A 26833-nucleotide genomic window follows, 5' to 3' on the forward strand; every position below is an offset into this window, starting at 1 on the left:
CCGAACCTCTCCTCGTATTCCTCGTAGGCCGCGTAGATCTCCTCCGCGCTCTTGTCCGGGTGGTAGTTCAGCGTGAACAGCAGGTTGTCCAGGGCGATGCGGTAATCCGGCTTCAGCTCCAGTGCGCGGCGCAAGGCCGCGATGCCTTCATCCAGCATGCCCAGCACGTTGTACACGCCGCTGACATAGTTCCATGCAACCGCGAAATCCGGCTGGATGGCGAGCGCTCGCTCAAAGGCCTCGCGTGCCTGGCGCAACCTTCCGGCCTGCGCCAGCGCCAAGCCAAGGTTGCTGTACGCCTCGGCATGCCCGGGATTGAGCTGCACCACGCGCATCAGGACATCAATGGCCTCGTCGGTCCTTCCGTGCTCATACAAGGCATTGCCCAGATTGCTCTGCGCTTCAAGATCATTGGGCAACAGCTGGGCCGCCTTCCGCTTGGCCAGCAGCGCCTCATCGATTTTCCCCAGCGGCTGCAACATGGCGCCCCAGGCCTTCCAGGCAAAGCCACTGTCCGGGAAATCGGCCACCATGGCACGCGCCAGCTGCTCCCCCTCGGCATAGGCGCCACGCTGGAACATCCCAGCCAAGGCCTGCATGGCCTTGCGCGTGGGTGCCTCGGCATGGCGGCGGCTTGCATTCGCCACGGGCTCCGTGCCCTGCGCGTTCTCGGCGGCCTGCGTTACGCCCCCCTCCTGCACGGTGGCAATACGCTCCAGCAAGGCGTTGGTCACCGCACGGTTCAGACCCGCAGCCTGTGCCATGGGCAGCAGTTGCTGCACCATATCGGCATGCCCCACTCTCAGCAATGCATCAAGGTAGCTGAACCAGAATTGCGCATTGGCCGGATTGGCGTTGAGCGCCGCCTCCAAGTGGGGCAACGCCTCCTGGGGGCGCATGAGTTGAACCGCGAGCAGCACCCCCAGGTTGTGGTGCGCATCCGAGTGCTCGGGCGACAGTTCCAGGAGGTCGCGGTAGCAGCGTTCGGCCTCGACATACTCCCAGGCCTTGTGGTGTGCAATGGCACGCGCCAGTATTTCATCGAGAGCGGGGGTTTCTCCCGGTTCTCCGGAAACCAGCGGCAGGGAAGATTCAATCATCAGCGTGGTGGCGGCAGAGTGGCGTATGCCTTGAGAATATGCACTCTGTCGAGCACAGAGAACCGGAGTTGTGGTCTTTTTCCCACTTACCTTCCCCCATCGGCCTGCTGGTACTTCTCCAGAATCGGCACCAACACACTGCCGTTTTTCCAGAATTTCTGGTGATCCGATACATTGGAAGCACGGACTTTGACCCACGACAACCTAATCAGGCGGTTTTGAACAGCGCTTGTTGGCGCCCATCACCACTGCAGACTCTGCCAAAATCACCCCATGTTCGTCATCATTGGTTACATCGTCGCCTTCGGTTGCATCTTCGGGGTGTACATACTGCACGGCGGCAACATCGCGGTGATCCTGAAAGCGTTGCCCTTCGAGACCGTCACCATCCTGGGCGGCGCTCTGGGCGCCTTCGTGGTCAACAACCAGCCCAAGGTGCTCAAGGCAACCATGGCGGCCATTCCCATGGCGCTCAAGGGCTCCAAATACACCAAGGCCCGCTATATGGAGCTGATGGCCATGCTGTATGACATCCTGCAGAAAGCGCGCAAGGAAGGCCTGATGGCTATCGAAAAGGATGTGGAAGCCCCCCATGAATCGGAAATCTTCAAGAAATACCCCACCGTGGGGTCGGACCACCATGTGATCGAATTCATGACGGACTACCTGCGAATGATGGTGTCCGGCAACCTCAATGCCCACGAGATCGAGGCCTTGATGGACAGCGAAATCGAAACCCACCACCAAGAAGCCCATGCCCCGGTCGCAGCGCTGGCCCGTCTGGCGGGTGCCCTGCCTGCTTTCGGCATCATTGCCGCCGTGCTGGGCGTGGTGAACACCATGGGCTCGGTGGGGCAACCCCCGTCGGTGCTGGGCGGCATGATTGGCTCGGCCCTGGTGGGCACGTTCCTGGGCATCTTGCTGGCCTACGGCGTGGTGGAGCCCCTGGGGGGCCTGGTGGAGCAGAAGACCGAGGATGCCGCCAAGGAGCTTCAATGCATCAAGTCGACCCTGCTGGCCAGCATGCAGGGCTACAACCCGGCCACGGCCATCGAATTTGGCCGCAAGGTGCTGTTCTCAGGCGACCGCCCCAGCTTCACCGAGCTGGAAAGCCATGTGAAGGGCAAGAAGTAAGCACAGACCGATATGGCCGAAAAGAAACTCCAGCCCATCATCGTCAAGCGCATCAAGAAGGGCGGTCACGCGGCGCATGGCGGTGCCTGGAAGATCGCCTACGCCGACTTCGTGACGGCCATGATGGCCTTTTTCCTGCTGATGTGGCTGCTCGGTTCCACGGCCAAGGGCGAACTGCAGGGGATTGCCGATTACTTCAACGCCCCCCTCAAGGTGGCCATGGTGGGTGGCGACGGCGCGGGCAACAGCTCCAGCATCATTCCTGGCGGCGGCAATGATCTGAGCAAAGTGCACGGACAGGTGAGGCGCTCCGATTCCGATGTAGATAAACAGCGGCGCATGACACCCGAGCAGATGCGCGCCGAGATGGCCCGCCAGGATCAGGCGCGCATCAAGGCGCTGCAGGCCAAGATCGACTCCATCATCACGGCCAATCAGGTCCTCAACGAATACCGCTCGCAAATCCGGATGGATCTGACACCCGACGGTCTGCAGATCCAGATCGTGGATGACCAGAACCGCCCCATGTTCGACAGCGGCAGCGCCCTGGTCAAACCCTACATGCGCGACATCCTGCGGGGCATCGGCTCCTCTCTGGCCGGCGTGGAAAACAGGATCAGCCTGGCGGGACATACCGATGCCGTGCCCTATAGCAACAGCGATCGGGGTTACAGCAACTGGGAATTGTCCGCCGATCGCGCCAACGCCTCACGGCGCGAATTGGTGGCCGCCGGCATGCCCGACTCCAAACTGGCACGCGTGGTCGGCCTGGCCGCCAGCGATCTGCTGGAGCAGGAAAACCCGCGCGCGCCCTCCAACCGGCGCATTACGATCACGGTTCTGACGCGGGAAGCCGAAGAACGGCTGCTGGGCAAAAGCATCTCAGGCCTCCCTGCGGCACAATTGCCCGAAGAAAAGAGCGAGAATCCCCCCACCGACGGGAAGAGGTAACAACTTGTCACCCTCTTGCTCATCCATGACAATTCACACAGTAATTTCCGACCGAAAGGGTCCCAAGTGACCACAGCCCTTCGCTTCCTGATCGTTGACGACTTCTCCACGATGCGGCGCATTGTTCGTAACCTGCTCAAGGAAAGCGGGTTCACCGAGGCCGACGAGGCCGAGGACGGCGTCGCCGCGCTGAACAAGCTGCGCAGCAGCAAGTTCGACTTCGTCGTCACCGACATCAACATGCCGAACATGAACGGCTTTCAGCTGCTGGGCGAAATCAAGGCCGACGAAAAGCTGAAGCACCTGCCGGTGCTCATGGTCACGGCGGAAGCCCGCAAGGAAGACATCGTTGCCGCTGCCCAGGGCGGTGCCGCCGGCTACATCGTCAAGCCCTTCACCAAGGCGACTCTGGAAGAAAAGGTCACTCTGATCATCAAGAAAGCTGGGCTGTGAGGCGCCATGGACACCGACAACACCCTGCCTGAGTCCGCTCCTCTGCCGGATGGAGATGTTCACCAGAAGATCGGGGCGCTCACGCGCCAGCTCCACGACGCCCTCAAGGAACTGGGGTATGCCGACCAATTGCGCGGCACCATGGGCGAATTGCCCGATGCTCAAAGCCGCCTGTCCTATATCGCCCGCCTGACGGGCGAGGCCGCCGAGAAGGTGCTGACCCGGGTCGAGCATGCCAAGGCCCAGAACGACCACCTGGCGGCGGAGTCCCGCCGAATGATCACGGCGCTGGTCAAGGACCCGGTGGCCGCCGTCGCCAAGGGCGAGATCATGAACTACCTCACCGACGTGGAGCAAATCACCAAGGTTTCGGATGAGCATCTGACGGAAATCATGATGGCCCAGGACTTCCATGACCTGACCGGCCAGGTGATTGCGCGCGTGGTGACCCTGGCAGCGACCATCGAGCAGCAACTGGTGCAGTTGGTGATCCAGACTGCGCCACCAAATGCCGTTCCACCTCCCGTCGAACCGCAGCGCGAGCATCTCGCCGGCCCGGTCGTCGACCCGGAGAAAACCCCCGACGTCGTCACCGACCAGTCGCAGGTGGACGACCTGCTGGCCAGCCTCGGTTTCTGAGCGCCACGCCACCAGCACGGAATAAGAGCGGGCCAGCCCCGCCTTTTCGGGCTTTAGATTCCGGCCCCCCTCGCGACAATGGCATGACACCAGCCGTCATGCCACCATGGAATCGAGCCAAGATCGCAGTCTTCCCGCCACGGAGCGAAAGCTACAGAAAGCACGCTCCGACGGCCAGGCCGCACGCTCACGCGACCTCTCCCACCTGGCCATCCTCGGCACGGGAGCCGCTGCCATGCTGGTCTTTGCTCACCCGCTTTCCGACCAGTTGCTCCGCGCCCTGGAGCAGCAACTGAGATTCGATTCCACCACGGTCCTGGCCACCGGCAGCATGCTGACCCGCCTGCAAAGCATGGCGGCCGTGGGCATCATGGTGAGCGCCGTTTTTGCCTTCCTGACGGGGGCCGCGGCACTGCTCAGCGCCATCGGCGCTGGCGGCTGGGTTTTCAGCTTCAAGCCCATTTCGCCCCAGTTCAACCGCCTGAACCCAATCTCCGGCACGGCCAACCTGTTCTCCAAGCAACAGATGGCCACAGTGGCCAAGATGGTGTTGATGACGGGTATTCTTTCCGCCGTCGCCTGGAAGCACCTGGACGGCAGCATCAGCCAGGTGGCCTTGCTGGTTCTGCAGCCCTCGCCAGCCGCCCTCCAGCATGTCGCGAGCTGGCTGACATCGGGCCTGGGCATGCTGCTCCTGGTGGTGTTCCTCGTCGCGCTGGTCGATGTACCCCTGCAAGCCTTCTTCTTCAAGGACCGCCTGAAGATGTCGCACGAGGAAGTCAAGCAGGAGCACAAGGAATCCGAGGGCAATCCCGAAATCAAGGGCAAGCTGCGCCAGCGCCAGCGCGAGATCGCCGATCGCGCCAGCATCACGGCGGTTCCGAAGGCCGATTTCGTGGTCATGAACCCGACCCACTATGCCGTGGCACTGAAATACGACGACCAGACCATGCATGCTCCCCAGGTCATCTCCCGGGGCACGGATCTGGTGGCCCTGAAGATCCGCGAGATCGCCAAATCGCACAGCGTGCCGGTTCTGGAGTCGCCTGTGCTGGCACGTGCCCTCTACGCGCACGCCGAACTCGACCAGCCCATCCCGGCCACGCTCTACACCGCCGTGGCACAAATCCTGGCCTACGTCTACCGGCTCAAGGCCGCCATGCGCGGCGAAGGCCGCATGCCCGAAGCGCAACCCGATCCCTACGTGCCGCCGGAACTCGATCCGCTGCACAAAGCACCTCACCAAGGTAAGCAGCCATGAACCTCTCCCTGAAATCCGCACAGCAATGGGCCGGCGCCAATGCGTCCGCCGTCCAGGGACTTTCCGCGCCGCTGCTGGTGGTCGCCATCCTGGCCTTGATGGTGCTGCCGATCCCCGCATGGATGCTCGACACCTTCTTCACCATCAACATTGCCGTGGCATTGATGGTGATGATGGTGGCCGCCTACATGCTCAAGCCGCTGGATTTCGCGGCGTTCCCCTCCGTATTGCTGCTGACCACGTTGATGCGCCTGTCCCTCAACGTGGCATCCACCCGCGTGGTGCTGCTCGAAGGCCACACCGGTCCGGGCGCTGCAGGCGCCGTGATCGAGGCCTTCGGCCACTTCCTGATCGGCGGCAACTTCGCCGTCGGCCTGATCGTGTTCGCCATCCTCGTGGTGATCAACTTCATCGTGATCACCAAGGGCGCAGAGCGCATCGCCGAGGTTTCCGCACGCTTCACCCTCGACGCCATGCCTGGCAAGCAGATGGCCGTCGATGCCGACCTGAACGCCGGCCTCATCGACGAAGCCGAAGCCAAGCGCCGCCGCGCCGAGGTGCAGGAAGAAGCCAACTTCTTCGGCTCCATGGATGGCGCCTCCAAATTCGTGCGCGGTGACGCCGTGGCCGGCATCCTGATCCTGCTCATCAACATCGTCGGGGGCTTCGCCATCGGCATGCTGCAGCACGGCTTGTCCGCATCCAAGGCCGCCGACACCTACATCCTGATGGCGGTGGGTGATGCCCTGGTGGCCCAGATCCCCGGCCTGTTGATCTCGGTGGCGGCGGCCATGGTGATTTCCCGCGTGGGCAAGGACTCGGACATGGGGCAGCAGATCGTGCGCCAGCTGTTCACCTCGCCACGCGTGCTGGGCATCACGGCCGGCATTCTGATCTTCCTGGGCCTCATCCCCGGCATGCCCCATATCGTGTTCCTGAGCGTGGGCACCTTGCTGGGCTACATGGCCTGGGTGCTGATGCAACGCGCCAAGGCTCCCCCACCCGTGGAGGCGCCAGCCGCCCCGGTGGGCGACGGCGAGGCCACCTGGGACGATCTGCAACCCGTGGATCTGCTGGGACTGGAGCTGGGCTATCGCCTGATCGCCCTCGTCGACAAGTCCCGCCAGGGCGACCTGCTCACGCGCATCAAGGGCGTGCGGCGCAAGTTCGCCCAGGAAGTGGGCTTCCTGCCGCCCCCCGTGCATGTGCGCGACAACCTGGAACTCAAGCCCAGCGGCTATCGCATCACGCTGCGCGGTGTGGTGGTGGGCGAAGGGGAGGCCTTCCCGGGCATGCACCTGGCTATCAACCCCGGCGGCATCACCACGCCCCTGATCGGCACCCCCACCACCGACCCGGCCTTCGGCCTGCCCGCGCACTGGATCGACGAACGCCAGAAGGAAGCGGCGCAAATGGCCGGTTTTACCGTGGTTGATTCGGAAACCGTGATGGCGACACATTTGTCACACTTGATGCAAGTGCAAGCCGCCAAGCTGCTCAGCCGGACAGAAACCCAGCAACTGGTGGAGCACGTGGCCAAGCTGGCCCCCAAACTGATTGAAGAAGTGGTTCCCAAAATGGTTTCGATCGCAACGTTCCAGAAAGTGCTGCAGCTGCTGCTGGAGGAATCGGTGCACATCCGCGATATCCGCACCATCATCGAAACACTCGCAGAATTCGCCGGCAGCATCTCCGACCCGGTGGAACTGGCGCGCCGCGTGCGCATCGCCCTCTCGCCGGCCATCGTGCAGCAGATCTATGGCGCGACCCGCGAACTCAACGTGATCGCCATCGAACCCGGCCTGGAGCGCCTGCTGGTCCAGGCCCTGGGCAACGCCGCCGGTCCGGCACTGGACCCGGGCGTCGCCGACATCCTGACGCAAAAGGCCGCCGAGGTCGCGCTCAAGCAGGAAGAAATGGGCCTGCCGGCCTGCCTGCTGGTACCCGACCAGATCCGCGGCGCCATCTCCCGCCTGGTGCGCCGCGTGGCGCCCCGGCTCCAGGTGCTCGCCCACAGCGAGATCCCTGAAACCCACACGATCCGCATCGGCCCCATCCTTAAAGGAGCATCGGCATGAACATCAAACGCTTCCACGCTGCCACGTCCCGTGAAGCGCTGGCCAAGGCGCGCATGGCGTTCGGAGAGGGCACGCTCATTCTGTCCAACCGCCCTACCGCCAACGGCGTCGAGGTGGTGGCCACCGCCGAAGACACGCTCGGAACGCTCGACCAGGGCGCAGAAGCCCGCCTGGCGGAGCGCCGCCCCGAGCCCGCCAGCGCACCCGCCGCGCCGCGCCGCTCGCTGCAGGAGCGCGCGGCCCTGGAAACACGCAATCCGGTGAAGGAAGACACCGAGCAGCTGGCCATGAGCACGCTCTCGTTCCAGGACTACGTGCGCGAGCGCATGCTGCGCCGCCGCCATGAAGCCCTGCAGGACACCTCGCCCCTGGCCTCCGCCCTGCAGGAGCGCGAAACGGAGCTCCCGCGCGAACGCGTGGCCGCGCCGCAAGTGGTGCGCCACAATCCACTGCGACCCACCCAGCCCCCCGTCCAGCACGAGATCCCGGTGGCCCGGAGCACGCGCCGGGAGGCACCCGCACCGACCCTGGCAACGCCCGCCGTGCCCCCCCAGGCGCTCATGCAGGAACTCCAGGCCATGAAGGACCTGATCGAGGACCGCTTCAACACGCTCTCCTGGCTGGGCCAGGCGCGCCAGAACCCGATCCAGTCGAATCTGATGCTCAAGATGATCCGCGCCGGCTATTCGCCCTCGCTGGCACGCGCCATCCTGGAGCGCATGCCCGAGGACATGGACGCCGCCGAATCGGTGCGCTGGCTGATGGAAGTGCTGGAGCGCAACCTGCGCACCGATGCCGGCGAGCGCCCTCTCTACGAAGAAGGCGGCATCTACGCGCTGGTGGGCTCCACCGGCGTGGGCAAGACCACCACCACGGCCAAGCTGGCAGCGATGTGCGCACGCATCCATGGCCCCGGCAGCGTGGGCCTGATCACGCTGGACACCTACCGCGTGGGAGCCCACGACCAGCTCCGCACCTATGGCCGCATGCTCGGCATCGTGGCCCATCTGGCCCACGACCGCGCCGCCCTGCAGGACTTGCTGGGCCTGCTCGGCAGCAAGAAGATGGTGCTGATCGACACCACGGGCGTGGCGCCTCGCGACCCGCGCAAGCGCGACATGCTCGACGTGCTGAATCTGCCCCACGTCAACCGCCTGCTGGTGCTCAACGCCGGCTGCCACGGCGATACCCTGGACGAAACGCTCACCGCCTTCAAGACCGACGGCTCGCAGCAGGCCATCCTCTCCAAGGTGGACGAAGCAGTGAAACTGGGCCCCTCGCTTGATGCCCTGATCCGCCACCAGATGGTGCTGCGCGGCGTAACCAACGGCCAGCGCGTTCCCGAGGACTGGGAGGCTGCCGACGCGCACAAGCTCGTCAGCGCCTCGATGCGCTCCCCCGTGCGTTCGGCCTTCGATCCCATCGCATCGGACCTGAACTTCTTCTTCTCGCACACGCCCGACCACCTGCATGAAAAGGGGCTCGTCGATGCTTGATATCGGTTTCCACCAAGGCATCAGCCTGCACAGCCACACGCCGCAGGACGAACTGCGGCTGGTGGCGGTGGCCAGCCCGCAGGACGAGGCATACAGCCTGGAGACACTCTGGCATGTCTGTCTGCACCTGCAGCGGCTGGGCTACCCGGTCGTGGTGCTCGACGGCACGGCCCGCGAGAGCGACGCCACCCCTGGCCTGAAGGACCTGCTCGCGCACGACCCCTGGAGCGTCGGTGCCGGCTTGGGCGGCCAGGGCGACACCTCCACCCTCGCCGTCCTCCCCGCCGCACTGGGGCTGCAGGCCCTGGCCCGCCATCCCCGGCAGCCGGCACAACCGCTGCAGGTTCTGCAGCCGCTGTTCCGCCGCTATGCCATGGTGGTACTGCATGCCCCGGTGGCCACATTGGCTTCTCCGCTGATGGCCGGCACCCTGACCGCCCCCCTGCTCATCATGGCGCCGGGAAAAGCAGGCGTGGTGAACAGCTACCGGCAGCTCAAGCACCTGGCGCTGCATGCCGGCCTCGCAGGCATGGTGGCCTGCGTGACCCATTCCGACACCCCCGGCCAGCGCCAGTTGGCCGACGACAGTCTGCGCTCCCTGCGCCTGTGTGCCAGCCAGCACCTGGGACAGCAGATACGCACATCCTCGATCCAGGCCGGCAGCCCGCAAGATCTGCAGCGTCTGGCCTTGCAACTGCTGGAAAACGCGTGCACCATCAGTGCACCGGGGGCGGCATCTGCGCTACCATCCCATTTCACGGCAGACATTCCCGCGCACATCGTTCAGAGCCATTGAAGTGACATACACAGCCAAAGGCCAGCTTGATCGCGATGCGATGATCCGCCAGTATGTTCCGCTGGTCCGTCGGCTTGCGCACCACATGATTGCCAAGCTGCCGGCCAATGTGGAGTTGGACGACCTGATCCAGGTCGGGATGATCGGTCTGAGCGACGCACTGACACGCTATGAGGTGAGCCAGGGCGTTCAGTTCGAGACCTTCGCCACACAGCGTATCCGCGGCGCCATGCTCGACGAGCTGCGCGACAGCGACTGGATGTCCCGCAGTTCGCGCAAAAGCCAGAAAGACATCGAAAAAGCCGTGCAGCGGCTGGAGCAGAAGCTCGGCCGCAGCCCGCTCGAATCAGAAATTGCCGTGGAACTCGATATGACCCTGGCCGATTACCAGAGCCTGCTTAGCAAGGTGCGCGGGACCCAGTTGGTGTACCTGGAAGACATGTCGCGTGGGAACGACGATGACGAGGGGTTCCTGGAACGGCACGAAGTGGCCGAATCCGGCACGGACCCGATGTCCCTGCTGCGCGACCAGCGCCTTCGCTCTTCCCTCGTCAGTGCCATCCAGTCGTTGCCCGAACGCGAGCAGTACATCATGGGCATGTACTACGAGCACGACATGAATCTCAAGGAAATCGCCGCAGTCCTGGGCGTGACTGAATCGAGGGTTTGCCAGCTGCACAGCCAATCCATCGCCCGCCTTCGGGCCAAGATGCGCAGCCATTGAGACCGCCAGACGGCAGCCCTTCCGGAGACCGACGCCAGCCTCGTGCTGGCGTTCGCATTTCAGCCCGTCGAACGGTAGATGCGTGCGACCGCGCCACCGGGACCCGCCCCGGTCTTGCCATAAGTCGATGCGGTATCCGCCTGGGGCAGGATGCTGGCCACCTGGCGATCCACCAGGGCCGTGACACGGGCCAAATTGTCTCGCTGCACGGTCAGTTGCTCGCTGATGCGCTGGATGCGCGCCGCCATTTCCACGGGCAGCGGCGGCTGGCCATGCATGCCTTCCATGACCCGGGAAAAATCCGCAACCGCCTGGCGCAGTTGCGCGCTGCCTTTTTCCAGCGCCACAGGATCTCCTGCCAGCATGGCGGAAGACACTTCCGCCAGCAGTTTCTCGACAGCTTCCAGGGCCAGATTTGATTGCATGGTATTTGGCGCAATACTCCGATGGTGTCAGTGTACGCCGTTGTCGTGCCTGGAGCGCTGCTGCAGGCGCCCCAGGGGGAGAGGGGCTATTTCAGTCCCGGGCGCGGGACAGGAATTCCTCGGTGTTCGCGAGCATCTTGTCGGCGACCACCTCGGCATTGACCTTGAAGGTGCCGTTTTCGATGGCCGCGCGCACAGCCTTGACCTTGCCGGCATCGAAATCACCCTGGCTACGACTGGTTTGGTCCAGGGCCCGGGCCGCATTCGAGAACGTGACGGGCACACCGGCAGCCGCGGCCGACGCATTGCGTGCCGCAACCCCTTCAGCCGCCGGGGCAGCTATCTTTGCCTGCTTCGCAGGCGCTGTCTGCGCCAATGCGCCTGGCAGCTCCGGTTTTTGTCCAATCTTCATCGCTCTCTCCACTACCCCTTGCAACATGGGGCTCGGTAGCAATGTTTTCGACCCGTCGAGCGCAGACTTTAGCGGTAGAACGCAAAAAAAACCTAGAGATTGATGGTTATTGTCCCATCGTTATTCACAATGCCTGTTACGATTTTCCCATTATCCATTTTCACGCGCACAGTCTGCCCTACAGCCCCCGGGGCCATCGCCTGCCCTGCGGCGCTGATGGCATAGCCCTGACCCTGCGCGATCACCCGCACCTGGGCGCCGGCCTGGAAGACCTGGGGCGCCCGCAGCATGGCCTGGCGCAGCGCCTGGCCAGCCCGCAGCTGCCGTGACGCCACTTGCCCCACCCAGAGAGACGTGTCAGCCAGGATGGGGGATTGCTCGGCAGCCCAATCGACTTCCACCTCGACCGCATCGGCAGCGGTGAGCACGGCTCCCGCGGGCACATCGCCTGCCAAGGCCCAGGCCGGACCGAAAGCCTTGACCGTCACGGGCAGGTAAACGTTCCAGCGCGTCACGCCTTCCGTGCAACGCAATCCCAGGCGGGTGCGCCCCCACAGGCGCGCCCCGGGGGGCAGGTATGGCTCCACACGGGCACAAGGCGCCAAACGCAGCCGTTCGTCCAGCGTTCCGACACTCACCTCCATGCGCAGCGGCGAGGAGCCCACCGGATTGCGTTGCAGCGCGTCATCCAGCCAGCGCTGGGTGACCTGACCGAGGTCCATCTGCGCCCGGGCGGGCGCCAGGGCCAGCAGAAAAGCCAGTCCCAGGACAGCCCGGAGCAACCCAGGAAGACGGCGCGACCCAGCGCCCTGCGGCGAGGCCTGTGGTTCTAAGCGATGGGACGGCATGGCGGACCTCCTGAAACATGCAAGACCTGCGCGCGTGCGACAGGCCATTGAACTATAGGCAGCCAGTACACCACCGAAGCGCCGAACTGCGGGCCAATCCCCGCTTTCTTCCCGCTTTAGAAAAAACCGGGCATTTTCATAATCGAGCCACGCCAGAAGCCCATTCCCGCCCTCTGGCACGAGCAACCCAGGACCTGTGAGGCACCCATGCTTGACAAGATGACCCAACAGCTGAATTTCCACGGTAACGCGCTGGTGCTGCGTGCCGAGCGCCAGCGTGTCATCGCGAGCAACATCGCCAACGCGGACACCCCGGGCTACGTCGGCCGCGACATGAACTTCGCCTCGGCGCTGAAAGAAGCCACCGGCCTGGAATCCGCCAGCCGCCTGCCCGCCTCGGAGAGCGCGGGCATGCGCAGCGGCGCCACCGTCCAGCGCCATATGCCGCTCTCGACCCAACTTCCCAGCAGCAGCCTGCCTGGCAAGCTCGGCTACACCGTGCAGACCCAGCCCGCGCTGGACAACAACACCGTGGACCTGGACCGCGAGCGCGCCAACTTCGTGGACAACTCAGTGCGCTACGAGGCCACCCTGCGTTTCATCAACGGGAACGCCAAAACCATGCTGAGCGCCATCCAGGGCCAATAAGCAGCCATTCCAAGCGAGCATTGCCATGTCGATGTTTTCCATCTTCAACGTCTCGGGCAGCGCGGTCAGCGCGCAGTCCCAGCGCCTGAACACCGTGGCCAGCAACCTGGCCAACGTCGATGCCGTGGCCGGCCCCGACGGCAAGGCCTACAAGGCGCGCCAACTGGTGTTCCAGACCCAGTCCATGGGCCCTGAAAACGCCACCGGCGTGCGCGTCACCGGCATCAAGGAAAGCGAGACGCCCGGACGCCGCGTGCACGACCCCAGCCACCCGGCCGCAGACGAGCAGGGCTACGTGACGCACTCGAACGTGAACGCCGTCGAGGAGATGGTGAACATGATTTCCGCCTCGCGCTCCTACCAGAACAACATCGAGGTCATGAACACGGCCAAGACGCTGTTGCTCAAGACCCTGCAGATGGGCCAGTAATTTTCCAGGACCAGCCACCATGATCAACAGCGCCACCTCCGCCACCTCGGGCACTTCGGGGACGGGCACCTCCACGGCCAAGACCGGCACCGCGAACGACGCCACGGCCGCGCAGGACCGCTTCCTGAAGCTGCTCGTGGCCCAGCTCAACAACCAGGACCCGATGAACCCGCTGGACAACGCCCAGATGACCTCGCAGATCGCGCAGATCAACACGGTCACCGGCATCCAGCAGCTCAACGAAACCGTCAAGGGCCTGGTCAGCCAGTTCTCCACGCAGCAACTGATGCAGAGCAGCGCCATGGTGGGCCGCCAGGTGCTCGTGGAAGGCAATACCCTGGCCCGCGACAGCGAAACCGGCAAGGCCACCGGCGCCTTCGATCTGGCGGGCTCCGCCGCCAGCGTCACGGTCCAGGTGCTCAACGCGGCCGGCAAGGAAGTGGGCACCGTGGAAATGGGCTCGCTGCCCGCCGGGCGCTACAACTTCGCCTGGGACGCATCCAAGTACGAGGGCGACGACACGCTGCGCTTCAAGGTCGTGGCGAACAACGGCCAGACCGCCGTGGGTTCCACGGCGCTGGCCATCGACAGCGTCACCGCCATCAGCATGGACAACGGCACCCTGCAGATGCAACTCTCGCGCGGCGGCATGACCACGCAATCGGGCATCAAGGCCATTCTGTAATTTTCGATCTTCCTCAGGAGCAACACCATGGCTTTCCAACACGGCCTCTCCGGACTGAACGCCGCCAGCAAGAACCTGGACGTGATCGGCCACAACATCGCCAACGCCAACACCACGGGCTACAAGTCCTCGCGCACAGAGTTCGCGGACATGGTGGCCTCCTCCATGGGCGCCGGCGGCGGCAGCAACTACGGCATCGGCGTCGAGGTGGCGGCCGTGGCCCAGCAGTTCTCCCAGGGCAACATCACGGTCACGGGCAACAACCTCGACGTGGCGATCAACGGCAACGGCTTCTTCAAGGTGCAGCAGCCCGACGGCTCGGCCGCCTACACCCGCGCGGGAAATTTCAAGCTCGACAAGGAAGGCGACATGGTGACCAACGACGGTGCCCAGGTGATGGGCTTCCGGGTCGACACGACCACCGGCATCGCCACCTCCGAGCCGCAACCCCTGAGCTTCCCCACGGGCGCGCCCATCCAGGCCCGGCAGACGGGGACGGTCACGGCCACGCTGAACCTGGACGCGCGCGCCAACGACGCCGCGGGCTCCGCAGGCCCACCAGTCATCCCCCCCACGCCGCGCTCGACCTACGGCACCTCGATCAATGTGTACGACACCCAGGGCGTGGCCGTCCCGGTCAACCTGTACTTCGAGAAGAACGGCTCGAATACCTGGGACGTGTACACCCAGCTCGACGACCCCACCGCCGTCCCGCCCGTGGTGGCCGCGCCCATCGGCCAGGTCGTGTTCGACGGCAACGGCGTGTACGACGCCACGGCCAGCACCGTGCCGATGACCGTCACCGTGGACCCCGCCACGACCAACCCCAACAACCCGCCGGCCCCCTGGCCCGTGACGATCGACTTCTCCAGTTGCACCCAGTTCGGCAGCAAGTTCGCCGTGGCCGACCTGTCGCAGGACGGCTATGCCTCGGGCGACCTCACGAGCATCAACATCTCGAACGACGGCATGGTCATGGCCAGCTACTCCAATGGCGTGACCCGTGCCGAAGCGCAGGTCGCGCTGGCCAACTTCCGCAACCCGCAGGGCCTGCTGGCCGTGGGCGGCAACAACTGGGTGGAATCCTTCGATTCCGGCCCCGCCGTGCTCGGCAAGCCCGGCGACGGCAACTTCGGCGTGCTGCGCTCCGGGGCGCTGGAAGATTCGAACGTGGACCTCACGGCCGAGCTGGTCAACATGATGACCGCCCAGCGCGCCTACCAGGCCAACGCCCAGACCATCAAGACGCAGGACCAGGTGATGTCGACCCTGGTGAACCTGCGCTGATAGCCCTTCATTCCTGAACGCCCGGAGCCCCCATGGACCGCATCATCTACACCTCCATGACCGGCGCCAACGCTGCCGCGCACCGGCAGGCGGTGCTGTCCAACAACCTGGCCAACGTCTCGACCAACGGTTTCCGCGCCGAGATGTCGACCTTCCGCTCCGTGCCCATCCAGGGAGAAGGATCGACCACGCGCGTCTTTGCCCTGGAAGCCACCTCCGGCCACCGCGACACGCCCGGCCCGGTGCAGCGCACCGGCCGCAACCTCGACGCCATGGCCATCGGCAATGCCTGGTTCGGCGTGCAGGGGCTCGACGGCACCGAGGCCTACACGCGCAACGGCGGCTTCGAGGTCTCGGCCACGGGCCAGCTGCTCACGACCACCGGCCTGCCCGTGCTCTCGGACGGCGGAGCGCCCATCGACATTCCGCCGGGCGCCGAAGTCTCGCTCGGCTCGGACGGCACCGTCACCGCCAAATCCCCGGGCCAGCCCGCCGCCGCCGTGGGCCGCCTCAAGCTGGCCACGCCCGCGCTGGACGACCCGCTCAAGCGCGGCGACGACGGCCTGTTCCGCCCGGCATCGGGCAACCCCCTGCCCAACGACGCCAACGCGCGCATGCTGGCCGGCGCCATCGAGGGCTCCAACGTGAACCCCGTGGAATGCATGGTCGGGATGATCGCCGCCTCGCGCCAATTCGAGCAGCAGATGCGGCTGCTGCAGACCGCGGAAACCAATGACAAGACCGCCAGCCAGCTGCTGGGCATGAACGGCTGACGCCCCCGGGCCAACGCCAGAAGGAGCCACCATGATCAATTCCCTGTGGATCGCCAAGACCGGCATGTCTGCCCAGCAGACCCAGCTCGACGTCATCTCGCACAACCTCGCCAACGTCTCGACCACCGGCTTCAAGCGCAACAACGCGGTGTTCGAAGACCTGATCTACCAGAACCTGCGCCAGGTGGGCGCCAACACCACCGAGCAGAACCAGCTGCCCACCGGCCTGCACCTGGGCCTGGGCGTGCGCACGGTGGCCACCAGCCGCAACTTCACCCAGGGCACGCACCAGGAAACCAAGAACAACCTGGACGTGGCCATCAACGGCAACGGCTTCTTCGAGGTCACCATGCCCGACGGCACCATCGGCTACACGCGCGACGGTTCGTTCCAGGTCGATGCCCAGGGGCGCCTGGTCACCTCCAGCGGCCTGCCCGTGGCCAACGGCATCACCATCCCCCAGGGCGCCACCAGCGTGAGCATCAGTGCCGACGGCGCCGTCTCGGCCATCGTGGCGGGCAACACCGCGCCCCAGCCACTGGGCAACCTGGCCATGTCCAGCTTCATCAACCCGGCCGGCCTGGAACCCATCGGCCAGAACCTGTTCAAGGAATCGGCCGCCTCCGGCCAGCCCCAGCAAGGCACGCCGGGCACCAACGGCCTGGGCTACATCCGCCAGGGCTTCCTGGAAGCCTCCAACGTCAACGTGGTGGAGGAGCTGGTCAACATGATCCAGACCCAGCGCGCCTACGAGATGAATTCCAAGGCCATCCAGACCTCCGACCAGATGCTTGCCAAGCTCGGCCAGCTCTGAGCCGGCCCAGGACCACCGCACGGGACCCCGCCATGAAACACCTCCTCGCCTCCCTGACCACCCTGCGTGCCGGCGGCATCGCCTTGGCGGCGGCGCTGCTGCTGCCCGGCTGCGCCAGCCTGTCGCCCGCGCCCCCGGTCGACATCCTGCCCACCACGCCCCCACCCCTGGCGACAGCCCCCCGCATGGCCGCACCCGTCACCGGCAGCCTGTACAGCCAGGCCAGCTACCGCCCGGCCTTCGAGGACCGCCGCGCCCGCATGGTGGGCGACAACGTGACCATCATGATCGTGGAGAACGTGACGGCGAGCCAGAAGTCCTCCTCCACGGTGGACCGCAACTCCGAAGTCTCCGCCGGCATCACGGCCCTGCCCTTCGTGAGCAAGACCTTCACCGACAAGACCGCGCTGGGCGCCAACTCGGCCAACACCTTCGCCGGCAAGGGCGGCACGGAAAGCGCCAACACCTTCTCTGGCTCGATCACGGCCACGGTCGTCGACGTGCTGCCCAACGGCCACCTCGTCGTGACCGGCGAGAAGCAGATCGGCGTGAACCAGAACGTCGATGTCCTGCGCTTCTCGGGCACGGTGGACCCGCGCACGCTGCAACCTGGCAGCATCGTCAACTCCACCCAGGTGGCCAACGTGCGCGTGGAATCGCGCGGCCGCGGCGCCCAGAACGAAGCCCAGGTCATGGGCTGGCTCGGACGCTTTTTCCTGACCCTCCTCCCCTTCTGAGATCCGGGGCCCAGCCCAGGCCCCAGGACTCTCATAAAGATAGCACCTAGCGCTTGCCAGATAAGCGCTAGGTGCCATTTTTATCCTCAATCCATCGGGACCAGCACCGCCATCCAGGCGCCGCGCGCGGTCCGCTCCGGCGCAGGCAATAGACCGGTGAACCCGCCGCTTTTCGGGTTTTATTTCCCGCCGGCTGCTCCCACAATGGAGGCCATGAAAGCCTCGTCCCATTCCCTCTTGCCACGCGCGCTGCGCATCTTCTGGTCCTTGCTGGCCATGGCGATGCTGTGCGCGGCGGGCCCGGCGCATGCCCTGCGGATCAAGGAAGTGGCGGCGGTGCAAGGCGTGCGCAGCAACCAGCTCACGGGCTATGGCCTGGTGGTGGGGCTCGATGGCACGGGCGACCAGACGACGCAGATGCCCTACACCACCCAATCCATGCAGAACTATCTGCAGAACATGGGCATCACCCTCCCGGCGGGCGCGACGAGCCAGCTGCAGCTCAAGAACGTGGCCGCCGTGATCGTCACGGCGCAGCTCCCGGCCTTCGCCCAGCCGGGGCAGATGATCGATGTGAACGTCTCGTCCATGGGCAACGCCAAGTCGCTCAAGGGCGGCATGCTGATGGTCACGCCCTTGCGCGGCGCCGACGGCGAGATCTACGCCCTGGCCCAGGGCAACCTGGTCGTGGGCGGCGCGGGCGCGTCTTCGGGCGGCAGCAAGGTGCAGATCAACCACCTGAGCGCCGGCCGCATCCCCCAGGGCGCGCAGGTGGAGCGCTCGGTGCCCACCCCGCTGCACGAGGGCGACTCGATCACGCTGGGCCTCAACGCCTCCGATTTCCAGACCGCGCGCCGCGTGGCCGACGCCATCAACACCCGCATGGGCGCGGGCCGCGCCACGGCCCTCGACGGCCGCACCGTGCAGGTCCAGGCGCCCACCGCGCCCGGCGCGCGGGTGAACTTCATCGCCGAGCTGGAGGAGCTGCCGCTGGAGTCCATGACGCCCTCGGCCAAGGTGGTCATCAACGCCCGCACCGGCTCGGTCGTGCTCAACCAGGCCGTGACCCTGGGCCCCTGCGCCGTGGCGCACGGCAACCTGTCCATCGTCATCAGCAGCCGCCCCGTCATCAGCCAGCCCAACCCGCTGTCGCAGGGGCAGACGGTGGTGTCGCAGCAGAGCGACATCCAGATCAACCAGGAGCCAGGCAACATCATCCAGGTGCCGCCCTCGGCGCAGTTGACCGACGTGGTGCGCGCGCTCAACGCGCTGGGCGCCACGCCCCAGGACCTGCTGGCCATCCTGCAGGCCATCAAGGCCGCCGGCGCGCTCAACGCCGAGCTGGAGGTCATCTGATGTCCGCCCCCCGCCCCACGCTCGCGAAGCCCCTGCCCAAGGAGTGCTGAACCATGGCCCTCTCCCTGCCCGCCGCCAGCAGCACCAGCACCACCAACGCGCTGGCCGCCGATGCCCGCTCGCTCAACCGGCTCAAGCTCGACGCCAGCCAGAACAGCCCCGAAGCCACGCGCGAGGCCGCCAAGCAATTCGAGTCGCTGTTCATGCGCGAGATGATCAAGAGCATGCGCGAGGCCACCATGAAATCCGGCCTGCTCGACGGCGCGCAGGGTGACCTGGGCACCGACCTGCTGGACCAGCAGCTCTCGGTGCAGATGGCGGGACGCCCCGGCGGCCTGTCGGAGGCCATCGCGCGCCAGCTCTCCCAGGTGATGGCGGGCGGCGAAGTCAACCTGGCCGCCCCTTCCACGCTGAGCCTGGGCCAGGCCGCGCCCCGGACCGCGCCCGCTCCGGCGGTGACCGCTCCCACCGGCCCGGCCCCCAAGGGACGCGACGACTTCGTGCAGTTCCACAGCAATGCAGCCGAACGCGTGGCGCAGGCCAGCGGCATACCGGCCAGCTTCATGCTGGGCCAGGCCGGACACGAAACCGGCTGGGGCAAGAGCGAGATCAAGAATGCCGACGGCTCCAGCTCGTTCAACCTGTTCGGCATCAAGGCCGGCAAGGGCTGGACCGGCAAGGTCGCCGAGGTCACCACCACCGAATACGTGGACGGCGTGCCCCGCAAGGTGGTGGCGAAATTCCGGGCCTACGACTCCTACGAGGACTCGTTCCGCGACTATGCCCGCCTGATCAACAACAACCCCCGCTACGAGCAGGCCCGTGCCAAGACGCATTCGGCCGTTGCCTATGCCGCCGAACTGCAGAAGGCCGGCTACGCCACCGACCCGCAGTACGCCCGCAAGCTCGGCGGCGCCATCCAGAGCGCGCTGCGCGCCATGGCCTGAAACCGGGAGCTGAACCATGAGCCTACTCAACGTCGGGTCCCGGGCCCTCCTGGCCAACCAGGTGGCACTGCAGACCGCGGGCCACAACATCGCCAACGTCAGCACGCCCGGCTACTCGCGCCAGAACGTGGTGCTGCAGACCGTGCAGGGCCAGTTCACGGGGGGCGGCTACATCGGCAAGGGCGTCGATGTGCAGACCGTCCTGCGCAACCACAGCGAACTGCTCACGCGCCAATCCACGGCGGCGGCCTCCGTGGACGCGGGCGACACCGCCCGCATGGCGCGCCTGCGCCAGTTGCAGGACGTCTTCAGCGGCGGCTCCAGCGGCATCGGCGCCTCCATCAACGACATGATGAACGCGCTCTCCGACGTGGTGAGCGCCCCCACCGACCTCACCGCGCGCAGCGTGGCCCTCACGCGCATGGACGAAATGGCCGCGCGCATGCGCGACGCCTCGCAGCGCCTGGACGAGATCGGCTACACCGTGGCCGAACAGCTCAAGGGCAGCATGGTCGCGGTCAACAGCCTGGCCAAGAACATCGCCGGCATCAACGAGCAGATCGCGCGCGCCAAGGGCAACGGCCAGCCCGCCAACGACCTGCTCGACCAGCGCGACCAGCTGATCCGCGAACTCAACCAGCACATCCAGACCTCCCAGGTGGCCGCCGACGACGGGACCGTGAGCGTTTTCGTGGCCGGCAGCCAGCCCCTGGTGCTGGGCAACAAGGCCGCCACGCTGTCGATCGACGACCCGGCCGATTTCGGCGCCGGCAGCGGCCAGAAGGTGCTGAACTTCCTGGCCCCCGGCTCCGCCACCAAGGTGGAACTCAACGAAAGCATGCTGGGCGGTGGCGAGGTCGCCGGCCTGCTGCGCTTCCAGAACAGCGACCTGGCCGAAGGCCGCAACCTGCTCGGCCGCATGGCGGTGGCCATCAGCGAGTCCATGAACACGCAGAACCGGCTGGGCCTGACCCTCGACGGCCAAGTGGGCGAAAACCTGTTCGCGCCCATCAGCCTGGGCGACGCCGTGCGCAGCAACTTCAACACCTCGGCCGTCACCATGGGGCTGACGGTGACCGACCCCACGGCGCTGCAGGCTTCCAGCTACACCGTCAGCTTCACCGCCGCCGATGCGGGCTCGGTCACGCGGCACTCGGACGGCAAGGTCTTCACCTTCGATGGCTCGGGCCTGCCCCCGGTCACGGTGGCGGACGTCTTCACGGCCCAAGGCCTGGGCGTCACCCTCTCCGGCCCGCCCAATGCCGGCGACCAGTTCATGATCACCTCGCTGCAGGGTTCGGCGGCGGAGCTTCAGGCGTTGCAGTATTCGCCGGTGGACTTGGCGGCGGCCAACCCGGTCAACGCGGCCATGGGCCCCAACAACTCGGGCACGCTGCAGATGGTCGGCCTCAAGGCGCTGACCAACCCGCCGGGCGCCACGGCCCCCGTGACCATCACCTTCACCGGCCCGAACACTTTCACCCGCTCGGACACCGGCGCCGTGGTGCATGCCTACACCTCGGGCCAACCCATCAATTACGACGCGCTCACGCCTCCCACGGGCTGGTCGGTCACCGTCAGTGGCGCGCCCAAGGCGGGCGACACACTGACCATCGACAACGCCCTGGCGCCCGCCTACGGCGACTGGTACAAGCGCGACGCCGGCAACGCCAGCGCGCTGATGGGTTTGCGCGACGTGCCCATGTTCGACGGCGCCACGCTGTCCGACGGCTTCGCCGGCGCCATGGCGCAGATCGGCACGCGCACCCAGAGCGCGCAGTTCGCGGCCGAGCTGTCCTCGGCCATCGCCGCCAACCTGGAGCGCGATCGCACGGCCGTCTCCGGCGTCAACCTCGACGAGGAGGCGGCGCGCCTGATCCAGTTCCAGCAGGCCTACCAGGCCTCGGCCAAGATGATCCAGATCGCGCAGAATATCTTCGACACCCTGATCCAGGGGCTGACGCGCTGAACGACTGAACGGAGTCCGCCATGAGCAACGCACTCTACCGGCTGAGCACGGCCAACCAATACGACATCGCGCTGCGCAACATCGGCCAGCGCCAGACCTCGCTGTCCAACCTGCAGGAGAACCTCACCTCGGGCAAGCGCGTGGTCCGCGCCAGCGACGACCCGGTGGCCGCAGCCCAGGCCGAGCGCGCCATCACCCGCATGTCGCGCAACGAGACCGATCTGCGCGCGCTCGACATGCAGCGCAACACCATGGCCCTGGCGGAATCCACCCTGGGCGAGGCCGGCGATGCCATGCAGGCGTTCCGCGAACTGGTGGTGAGCGCCGGCAACGGCACGCACACCCAGACGGAACGGGACGCCATCGCACAGCAGCTCATGAGCCTGCGCGACCAGATCATGAGCTACGCCAACCGCAAGGATTCCAACGGCCTGCCGCTGTTCCAGGCGCTGGGCAGCGCCCAATCGCCCTTCGCGGGCGCCGCGCCCACGCTCAATTTCGCCGGATTGCCCGGGCAGCACGCCAGCGGCAACACCCAGATCGCCAAAGTGCTCGACGGCGAGGCCGCCTGGATGAGCGTGCCTACGGGCAACGGCGTGTTCGAGGTATCGCTGGGCGCCGCCAACACCGGCAAGGCCTGGGCCGACGTGGGCCAGGTCACCAACCCCTCGGCCCTGACCGGCAACGACTACAGCATCACCTTCTCCGTGGTCGGCGGCGTGACCACCTACGATGTCGTGAACACCACGACCGCGACCCCCGTGCTCTCGGGCCAGCCCTACACCACGCCGACCACCATCGCGTTCGACGGCATGTCGCTCAAGATCACGGGCGCGCCCAACAACGGCGACAGCTTCGACATCGCCCCCAGCCAGCAGACCAACGTCTTCCAGGTGCTGGAAAACGCCATCAGCACGATCCAGAACGGCGGAAACATCGACGGCAGCACCGACTACGGCAGCCTGACCCACGGCATCACCCGGGGCCTGACGGAACTCGACTCGTCGATGAACCGGCTGCAATCCTCGCGCGGCCTGGCCGGCGACCTGCTCAACCGCGCCGACCGCATCGAAGGAGAGATGGACATCCGGGGCGTGCAGCTCGAAGACGACCGTTCGCGCGCCGAGGATCTCGATATGATCAAGGGCATTTCCGACTTCCAGAACCAGCAGGTCGGGTACGAAGCCGCGCTGAAGTCCTATGCCCAGGTGCAGCAACTCTCATTGTTCAAATTCATCTAAGGAACCTGTGAACAGGTTCTAACGCGTCATGGTCCAATCCGTCCTGGGCAGTCTGGTTCTCGGCTACCGTCCTCTCTGGGGCCGCTCGCGTTCCCTGGCCGGCATCCAGCTGTATGTGCGCGGCGAGGGCGTGGCCCAGGTCGATGCCCCCCACCTGCTGCGCACCCTGCAGGAAATGTGGACGGCCAGCTCGCCACCGCTGCTGATCTCCCCCCAGACCCGGCAACTGCTGTGCGACATGCTGGAGCATGCCCCGCGCGGCACGCCCTGGATCGACGTGCCGGGCGACTGGCTCGCCGATTCCGCCATCTACTCCCGCGTGCAAGCGGCCCACCAGCGCGGGCTGCGCCTGGTCTGGCGCGGCGAACTGGGCCGCCTGCCCGAGCCCGAGATCGCGCGCTGCTTCGACAACAGCCTGTTGAGCCTGCGCCCCGAGGACGCCATGGCCGCCCTGCAGGCCGCGCCCCCGTCACGTCCGGGCAGCGCCCCCGTTCCCGCGCATGGCACCAGCCCGGTGCTCGACGGCCAGATGTACGAGAACATCGCCAGCCGCGCCCTGGTCTCGCACTGCCTGGACCAGCACAACGCCGTGGCCGTGGCCGGCTGGCCCACCGAAGACGTGCTCTACAGCCTGCGCCACCAGCCGCTGCAGCCCTCCCACGCCATACTGCTCAAGCTGCTCAAGGCCATCGAGGCCGAGCAGTCGCTCGAAGCCTTCGAGGACATCATGGGCGAGGACCCGCTGCTGGCCTACCGCTTCATGGTCTACACCAACTCGGCCTCGCTGGGCCTGCGCACCGGTATCGACTCGCTGCGCCGGGGCTTGGTGATGATGGGCTACGGCTCGATCAAGCGCTGGCTGTCCGACCAGCTACCGCACGCCAGCACCGAGATGGACCTGCGCCCGGCGCGCGAATCCATGGTGCTGCGCGCCCGGCTCACCCAGCACCTGCTCGAATCGGGCCTGCAGAAAGACCTGCGCAGCGAGGTCTACCTGTGCGGGCTGTTCTCGCAGCTCGACGACCTGATGGGCGAGCCCATCGGCAACATCCTGCACCGCATCCCGCTGTCCGAGCGCGTCTACGACGCCATCGTCACGCGCACCGGCCCCTACGCGCCCAGCCTGGAGATGGCCTGCGCGCTCGAAACCGACGACGCCAGCGCCATCCGCCAGTTGTGCGAGGACAACGAACTGGACCAGGAAGAAATCAACCGCGCGCTGCTGCGCGTGCTCTCCAGCCTCGAAGTGGCACGACCCGCCCACTGATCCGCAGCAGACGGTCCACCGCCACGCACTTTGCAAGCGGGCGCGGCCCAGACCAGCGGCCACCGCGCAAGGGCCGCCCCGCCGCGCTGGTGGCGTCCCGCATCGCGCAGCGATGCGAGAGAGGGGAAGGCGCGCAGCGCCACAGGGGGAGTCACTTCACCTGCTCGCGCACCCGCTCGAACACCCGCCAGAACGCCGCCTCCTGCGTGGTCGTGAAATTGATGCGCATGAGCGTGCTGGGCTGGCGGCTGGCATGGAACAGCGCGCCCGGCGCCAGCAGGTAGCCCTCGTCCAGCATGCGCTGGGCCAGCACGTCGGTGTCCACGCCCACGTCCACCCAACCGAACAGCCCCGCCGGTTCGGACACGAAACGGCAACCCGCCTCCAGCGCCAGCTGCACGCTGCGCGCGCGCGCCTGCGCCAGGCGCAGGCGCATGCGCTCGGCGTGGCGGCGCAGCTGGCCCTGGTCGATGCACAGCGCCATGGCCTTTTCCAGCACCGAGGGCGTGGTCAGCGTGGACAGCAGCTTGGTGTCGAGCAGGCGCTCCACCAGGTCCGGCGGCGCCGCCAGAAAGCCCACGCGCCAGCTTGGCGCCAGGATCTTGGCGAAGCCACCCACGTAGATGGTGCGGCGCAGGCCGTCGAGTGCCGTCAGGCGCGTGGCATGGTCGGGCGCGATATGGCTGTAGGTGTCGTCCTCGACGATGTGGAAGCCGTGCTGCTGCGCCAGTTGCAGCACCTGGTGCGCGCTGCCCGGCGAGAGGCAGTAGCCCGTGGGGTTGTGCAGCACGCTCACGCTGACGAACAGCTTGGGCGCGTGCACTTCGCAGTAGCGCGCCATCACCTCCAGGTCGGGGCCGTCGGCGCGGCGCGGCACGGGCAGCACGCGCATGCCCAGGGCATCGAGCCGGGCGAACTCCACCGACCAGCCCGGCTCCTCGACCATCACCGGGTCACCGGCCTGGAGCAAGGTGCGGCTCACGATGTCGAGCGCCTGCGTGGCCCCCACCGTGGTCATGACCTGCCCGGCGCGCGCCGGCACGTTGAGGTCGGCCAGGCGCCGCGCCAGCGCCTGGCGCAGCCCGGCGTCGCCCATGGGCTCGCCGTAGTTGAGCGCGCCGTCCTGCAGCGCGCGGCTGCCCACGATCTTGCGCAGCGCCGCCGGCATGAAGCGCGCCTCCTCCAGCCAGGTGGCCGGCATCACGCCCGCGCCCGGCTGCGGCTGGCTGGATGCCTGGTGGAACATGCCCCGGATCAGCGCCGTGGCGTTGATGTGCGAGCCCGAGGGCAGCGGGCCATCCAGCGAGCCCGCTTCGCCCTCTTCTTGCGCTATGTTTTTAGTAGCTGCCTCCGCGCGTCCATATTGCCCTGGATGCTCTTTTTGCATCACATCCCGCACATAGAAGCCGCGCTGCCGGCGCGACTCCACCAGCCCCTGCGCCAGCAACTGGTCGTAGGCCGCCACCACGGTGTAGGGGCTCACGCCCTGCTGGCGCGCGCAATCGCGCACCGAGGGCAGGCGCGCGCCCGCGGGCAGCAGGCGCGAGCGGATGCGCTCGGCGAAGCGGTCGGCCAATTGCTCGGTCAATGTGCGGTGGGCGGTGCGGATCAGCATGGCGCGGCATTCTCCGGGTGTACCGATGACTGCACCAGCACAGTTTGTGTGTTTGTCGGATTCACTGTATTGGCACTGTAGCGGAAATCGCCCGTACAGTGGCTGCAATACCGCGAACACCCGCCTGCATTCCCCACCCGCCATGCCCTTCGCCGAATTCACCGCCCTGCTGCTGCTCGCCACGGTCATGAGCTTCTCGCCCGGCCCGAACACCACGCTCTCGACCGCGCTGGCCGCCAACCGGGGCCTGCCGCACGCCATGCGTTTCGTCTGCGCCGTGCCCGTGGGCTGGTCGGCGCTGCTGCTGCTGTGCGCTGGCGGCGTGGGCGCCCTGGTGGTGGCCGCGCCCCTGCTGCGCCTGGCGATCAAGGCCGTGGGCATCGGCTACCTGCTGTGGCTGGCCTGGAAACTGAGCCAGACCGCGCGCCTGGCCGAGGCCGATGGCGCGCGCCTGAACGTGGGCTTCTGGCAGGGCACGCTGCTGCAGTTCGTCAACATCAAGGCCTGGTTGCTGGCATTGACCATCGTCGCGGGCTGGATCGCCGGGCGCGGCGACGCCCTGCAACGTCTGGCCGTCGTGCTGCCGGTGATGCTGCTGTTCGCGTTTTTCAGCAACCTGGCCTATGCCGCCACCGGCGCGCTGCTGCGCCAGTGGCTGGCCCAGGGCCGGCGTCTGCTGTGGTTCAACCGCGCCATGGCCGGGGTGCTGACCGCCACCGCCGCCTGGATGACGACCGCCTGACCCTT

At 66.4% G+C, this 26833-nt stretch carries 27 protein-coding genes; 22 read left to right on the forward strand and 5 right to left on the reverse strand.

Features of this window, described 5'->3' with window-relative positions:
* Window positions 1-1100 (reverse strand): tetratricopeptide repeat protein (locus tag D8S75_RS15520; RefSeq protein ID WP_119967265.1); only part of this gene is annotated, 1100 nt, incomplete at its 3' end.
* Between the two features lie 273 nt (window positions 1101-1373).
* Between D8S75_RS15520 and motA the strand changes: the two genes are divergently transcribed.
* From motA to D8S75_RS15565, 9 genes are all read left to right on the forward strand, one after another.
* Window positions 1374-2234, forward strand: a complete 861-nt coding sequence (gene motA, locus D8S75_RS15525; protein ID WP_119967266.1) for a flagellar motor stator protein MotA — start codon at window positions 1374-1376, stop codon at window positions 2232-2234.
* Window positions 2235-2246: 12 nt separating this feature from the next.
* Complete coding sequence (gene motB / locus D8S75_RS15530) at window positions 2247-3185, forward strand: flagellar motor protein MotB (protein WP_119967267.1); 939 nt, start codon at window positions 2247-2249, stop codon at window positions 3183-3185.
* Window positions 3186-3251: 66 nt separating this feature from the next.
* Window positions 3252-3638 (forward strand): chemotaxis response regulator CheY, encoded by a 387-nt coding sequence (cheY, locus tag D8S75_RS15535; RefSeq protein WP_119967268.1) that lies wholly within the window; start codon window positions 3252-3254, stop codon window positions 3636-3638.
* A 6-nt stretch (window positions 3639-3644) separates the two neighbouring features.
* A complete protein-coding gene (locus D8S75_RS15540; RefSeq protein WP_119967269.1) occupies window positions 3645-4277 on the forward strand; it encodes a protein phosphatase CheZ in 633 nt (210 codons plus the stop codon).
* Window positions 4278-4383: 106 nt separating this feature from the next.
* On the forward strand, window positions 4384-5538 hold the full coding sequence (locus tag D8S75_RS15545; RefSeq protein WP_119967270.1) for an EscU/YscU/HrcU family type III secretion system export apparatus switch protein: 1155 nt from the start codon (window positions 4384-4386) through the stop codon (window positions 5536-5538).
* Window positions 5535-7616 (forward strand): flagellar biosynthesis protein FlhA, encoded by a 2082-nt coding sequence (gene flhA / locus D8S75_RS15550; RefSeq protein ID WP_119967271.1) that lies wholly within the window; start codon window positions 5535-5537, stop codon window positions 7614-7616. Before D8S75_RS15545 ends, flhA begins: the two co-directional genes overlap by 4 nt.
* On the forward strand, window positions 7613-9112 hold the full coding sequence (gene flhF / locus D8S75_RS15555) for a flagellar biosynthesis GTPase FlhF (RefSeq protein ID WP_119967272.1): 1500 nt from the start codon (window positions 7613-7615) through the stop codon (window positions 9110-9112). Before flhA ends, flhF begins: the two co-directional genes overlap by 4 nt.
* The gene (locus tag D8S75_RS15560) at window positions 9105-9908 is read left to right on the forward strand and encodes a hypothetical protein (protein WP_119967273.1); all 804 of its coding nucleotides are present in this window, start codon (window positions 9105-9107) and stop codon (window positions 9906-9908) included. Before flhF ends, D8S75_RS15560 begins: the two co-directional genes overlap by 8 nt.
* A gap of 1 nt (window position 9909) precedes the next feature.
* Window positions 9910-10632: an RNA polymerase sigma factor FliA gene (locus D8S75_RS15565; protein ID WP_269814005.1), complete on the forward strand. Its 723-nt coding sequence runs from the start codon at window positions 9910-9912 to the stop codon at window positions 10630-10632.
* Window positions 10633-10691: 59 nt separating this feature from the next.
* Here the strand turns inward: D8S75_RS15565 and D8S75_RS15570 are convergent, their stop codons facing one another.
* From D8S75_RS15570 to flgA, 3 genes are all read right to left on the reverse strand, one after another.
* The gene (locus D8S75_RS15570; protein WP_119967274.1) at window positions 10692-11057 is read right to left on the reverse strand and encodes a hypothetical protein; all 366 of its coding nucleotides are present in this window, start codon (window positions 11055-11057) and stop codon (window positions 10692-10694) included.
* Between the two features lie 91 nt (window positions 11058-11148).
* The gene (gene flgM / locus D8S75_RS15575; RefSeq protein WP_119967275.1) at window positions 11149-11469 is read right to left on the reverse strand and encodes a flagellar biosynthesis anti-sigma factor FlgM; all 321 of its coding nucleotides are present in this window, start codon (window positions 11467-11469) and stop codon (window positions 11149-11151) included.
* Between the two features lie 92 nt (window positions 11470-11561).
* Complete coding sequence (flgA, locus tag D8S75_RS15580; protein WP_119967276.1) at window positions 11562-12317, reverse strand: flagellar basal body P-ring formation chaperone FlgA; 756 nt, start codon at window positions 12315-12317, stop codon at window positions 11562-11564.
* Between the two features lie 207 nt (window positions 12318-12524).
* On the opposite strand from flgA, the gene flgB reads away from it, so the two are divergent.
* The 12 genes from flgB to D8S75_RS15640 all read left to right on the forward strand — a co-directional run bounded on the left by flgB (window position 12525) and on the right by D8S75_RS15640 (window position 24471).
* Complete coding sequence (gene flgB, locus D8S75_RS15585; protein WP_119967277.1) at window positions 12525-12965, forward strand: flagellar basal body rod protein FlgB; 441 nt, start codon at window positions 12525-12527, stop codon at window positions 12963-12965.
* Window positions 12966-12990: 25 nt separating this feature from the next.
* Window positions 12991-13395 carry a flagellar basal body rod protein FlgC gene (gene flgC, locus D8S75_RS15590; protein WP_119967278.1) on the forward strand — a complete coding sequence of 135 codons (405 nt, stop codon included), beginning with the start codon at window positions 12991-12993 and terminating at the stop codon, window positions 13393-13395.
* 19 nt (window positions 13396-13414) lie between these two features.
* A complete protein-coding gene (locus D8S75_RS15595; protein WP_119967279.1) occupies window positions 13415-14080 on the forward strand; it encodes a flagellar hook assembly protein FlgD in 666 nt (221 codons plus the stop codon).
* 27 nt (window positions 14081-14107) lie between these two features.
* Window positions 14108-15367 (forward strand): flagellar hook protein FlgE, encoded by a 1260-nt coding sequence (flgE, locus tag D8S75_RS15600; protein ID WP_119967280.1) that lies wholly within the window; start codon window positions 14108-14110, stop codon window positions 15365-15367.
* A 32-nt stretch (window positions 15368-15399) separates the two neighbouring features.
* Complete coding sequence (gene flgF / locus D8S75_RS15605) at window positions 15400-16140, forward strand: flagellar basal-body rod protein FlgF (protein WP_119967281.1); 741 nt, start codon at window positions 15400-15402, stop codon at window positions 16138-16140.
* Between the two features lie 31 nt (window positions 16141-16171).
* Window positions 16172-16954, forward strand: a complete 783-nt coding sequence (flgG, locus tag D8S75_RS15610; protein ID WP_119967282.1) for a flagellar basal-body rod protein FlgG — start codon at window positions 16172-16174, stop codon at window positions 16952-16954.
* Between the two features lie 32 nt (window positions 16955-16986).
* Window positions 16987-17691: a flagellar basal body L-ring protein FlgH gene (locus tag D8S75_RS15615; RefSeq protein ID WP_119967283.1), complete on the forward strand. Its 705-nt coding sequence runs from the start codon at window positions 16987-16989 to the stop codon at window positions 17689-17691.
* 213 nt (window positions 17692-17904) lie between these two features.
* Entirely contained in the window at window positions 17905-19047 is a 1143-nt protein-coding gene (locus D8S75_RS15620; RefSeq protein ID WP_198673226.1) for a flagellar basal body P-ring protein FlgI, read from the forward strand.
* Between the two features lie 53 nt (window positions 19048-19100).
* Window positions 19101-19994 (forward strand): flagellar assembly peptidoglycan hydrolase FlgJ, encoded by an 894-nt coding sequence (gene flgJ, locus D8S75_RS15625; RefSeq protein WP_119967285.1) that lies wholly within the window; start codon window positions 19101-19103, stop codon window positions 19992-19994.
* A 16-nt stretch (window positions 19995-20010) separates the two neighbouring features.
* A complete protein-coding gene (flgK, locus tag D8S75_RS15630; RefSeq protein WP_119967286.1) occupies window positions 20011-21963 on the forward strand; it encodes a flagellar hook-associated protein FlgK in 1953 nt (650 codons plus the stop codon).
* A 20-nt stretch (window positions 21964-21983) separates the two neighbouring features.
* Window positions 21984-23204 carry a flagellar hook-associated protein FlgL gene (gene flgL / locus D8S75_RS15635; protein ID WP_119967287.1) on the forward strand — a complete coding sequence of 407 codons (1221 nt, stop codon included), beginning with the start codon at window positions 21984-21986 and terminating at the stop codon, window positions 23202-23204.
* Window positions 23205-23232: 28 nt separating this feature from the next.
* On the forward strand, window positions 23233-24471 hold the full coding sequence (locus tag D8S75_RS15640; protein WP_119967288.1) for a YuxH family protein: 1239 nt from the start codon (window positions 23233-23235) through the stop codon (window positions 24469-24471).
* A 151-nt stretch (window positions 24472-24622) separates the two neighbouring features.
* Here D8S75_RS15640 and D8S75_RS15645 read toward each other — a convergent pair whose 3' ends face one another.
* Complete coding sequence (locus D8S75_RS15645; RefSeq protein ID WP_119967289.1) at window positions 24623-26086, reverse strand: aminotransferase-like domain-containing protein; 1464 nt, start codon at window positions 26084-26086, stop codon at window positions 24623-24625.
* Window positions 26087-26228: 142 nt separating this feature from the next.
* On the opposite strand from D8S75_RS15645, the gene D8S75_RS15650 reads away from it, so the two are divergent.
* Window positions 26229-26828 carry a LysE family translocator gene (locus D8S75_RS15650; RefSeq protein WP_119967290.1) on the forward strand — a complete coding sequence of 200 codons (600 nt, stop codon included), beginning with the start codon at window positions 26229-26231 and terminating at the stop codon, window positions 26826-26828.
* Window positions 26829-26833: the final 5 nt, after the last annotated feature.

The organism is Simplicispira lacusdiani, assembly GCF_003604195.1.
In the GTDB taxonomy this organism is placed as follows: domain Bacteria; phylum Pseudomonadota; class Gammaproteobacteria; order Burkholderiales; family Burkholderiaceae_C; genus Simplicispira; species Simplicispira lacusdiani.

Coding starts and splice junctions, on each gene's coding strand:
- flgL (WP_119967287.1), top strand. CDS start 21,984: ATGAGCAACGCACTCTACCGGCTGAGCACGGCCAACCAATACGACATC.
- D8S75_RS15540 (WP_119967269.1), top strand. CDS start 3,645: ATGGACACCGACAACACCCTGCCTGAGTCCGCTCCTCTGCCGGATGGA.
- D8S75_RS15650 (WP_119967290.1), top strand. CDS start 26,229: ATGCCCTTCGCCGAATTCACCGCCCTGCTGCTGCTCGCCACGGTCATG.
- D8S75_RS15560 (WP_119967273.1), top strand. CDS start 9,105: ATGCTTGATATCGGTTTCCACCAAGGCATCAGCCTGCACAGCCACACG.
- flgA (WP_119967276.1), bottom strand. CDS start 12,317: ATGCCGTCCCATCGCTTAGAACCACAGGCCTCGCCGCAGGGCGCTGGG.
- flgJ (WP_119967285.1), top strand. CDS start 19,101: ATGGCCCTCTCCCTGCCCGCCGCCAGCAGCACCAGCACCACCAACGCG.
- D8S75_RS15615 (WP_119967283.1), top strand. CDS start 16,987: ATGAAACACCTCCTCGCCTCCCTGACCACCCTGCGTGCCGGCGGCATC.
- D8S75_RS15570 (WP_119967274.1), bottom strand. CDS start 11,057: ATGCAATCAAATCTGGCCCTGGAAGCTGTCGAGAAACTGCTGGCGGAA.
- flgB (WP_119967277.1), top strand. CDS start 12,525: ATGCTTGACAAGATGACCCAACAGCTGAATTTCCACGGTAACGCGCTG.
- flgE (WP_119967280.1), top strand. CDS start 14,108: ATGGCTTTCCAACACGGCCTCTCCGGACTGAACGCCGCCAGCAAGAAC.
- flgC (WP_119967278.1), top strand. CDS start 12,991: ATGTCGATGTTTTCCATCTTCAACGTCTCGGGCAGCGCGGTCAGCGCG.
- flhA (WP_119967271.1), top strand. CDS start 5,535: ATGAACCTCTCCCTGAAATCCGCACAGCAATGGGCCGGCGCCAATGCG.
- flgF (WP_119967281.1), top strand. CDS start 15,400: ATGGACCGCATCATCTACACCTCCATGACCGGCGCCAACGCTGCCGCG.
- D8S75_RS15645 (WP_119967289.1), bottom strand. CDS start 26,086: ATGCTGATCCGCACCGCCCACCGCACATTGACCGAGCAATTGGCCGAC.
- flgK (WP_119967286.1), top strand. CDS start 20,011: ATGAGCCTACTCAACGTCGGGTCCCGGGCCCTCCTGGCCAACCAGGTG.
- flhF (WP_119967272.1), top strand. CDS start 7,613: ATGAACATCAAACGCTTCCACGCTGCCACGTCCCGTGAAGCGCTGGCC.
- flgG (WP_119967282.1), top strand. CDS start 16,172: ATGATCAATTCCCTGTGGATCGCCAAGACCGGCATGTCTGCCCAGCAG.
- motA (WP_119967266.1), top strand. CDS start 1,374: ATGTTCGTCATCATTGGTTACATCGTCGCCTTCGGTTGCATCTTCGGG.
- motB (WP_119967267.1), top strand. CDS start 2,247: ATGGCCGAAAAGAAACTCCAGCCCATCATCGTCAAGCGCATCAAGAAG.
- D8S75_RS15545 (WP_119967270.1), top strand. CDS start 4,384: ATGGAATCGAGCCAAGATCGCAGTCTTCCCGCCACGGAGCGAAAGCTA.
- D8S75_RS15595 (WP_119967279.1), top strand. CDS start 13,415: ATGATCAACAGCGCCACCTCCGCCACCTCGGGCACTTCGGGGACGGGC.
- D8S75_RS15620 (WP_198673226.1), top strand. CDS start 17,905: ATGAAAGCCTCGTCCCATTCCCTCTTGCCACGCGCGCTGCGCATCTTC.
- flgM (WP_119967275.1), bottom strand. CDS start 11,469: ATGAAGATTGGACAAAAACCGGAGCTGCCAGGCGCATTGGCGCAGACA.
- D8S75_RS15640 (WP_119967288.1), top strand. CDS start 23,233: ATGGTCCAATCCGTCCTGGGCAGTCTGGTTCTCGGCTACCGTCCTCTC.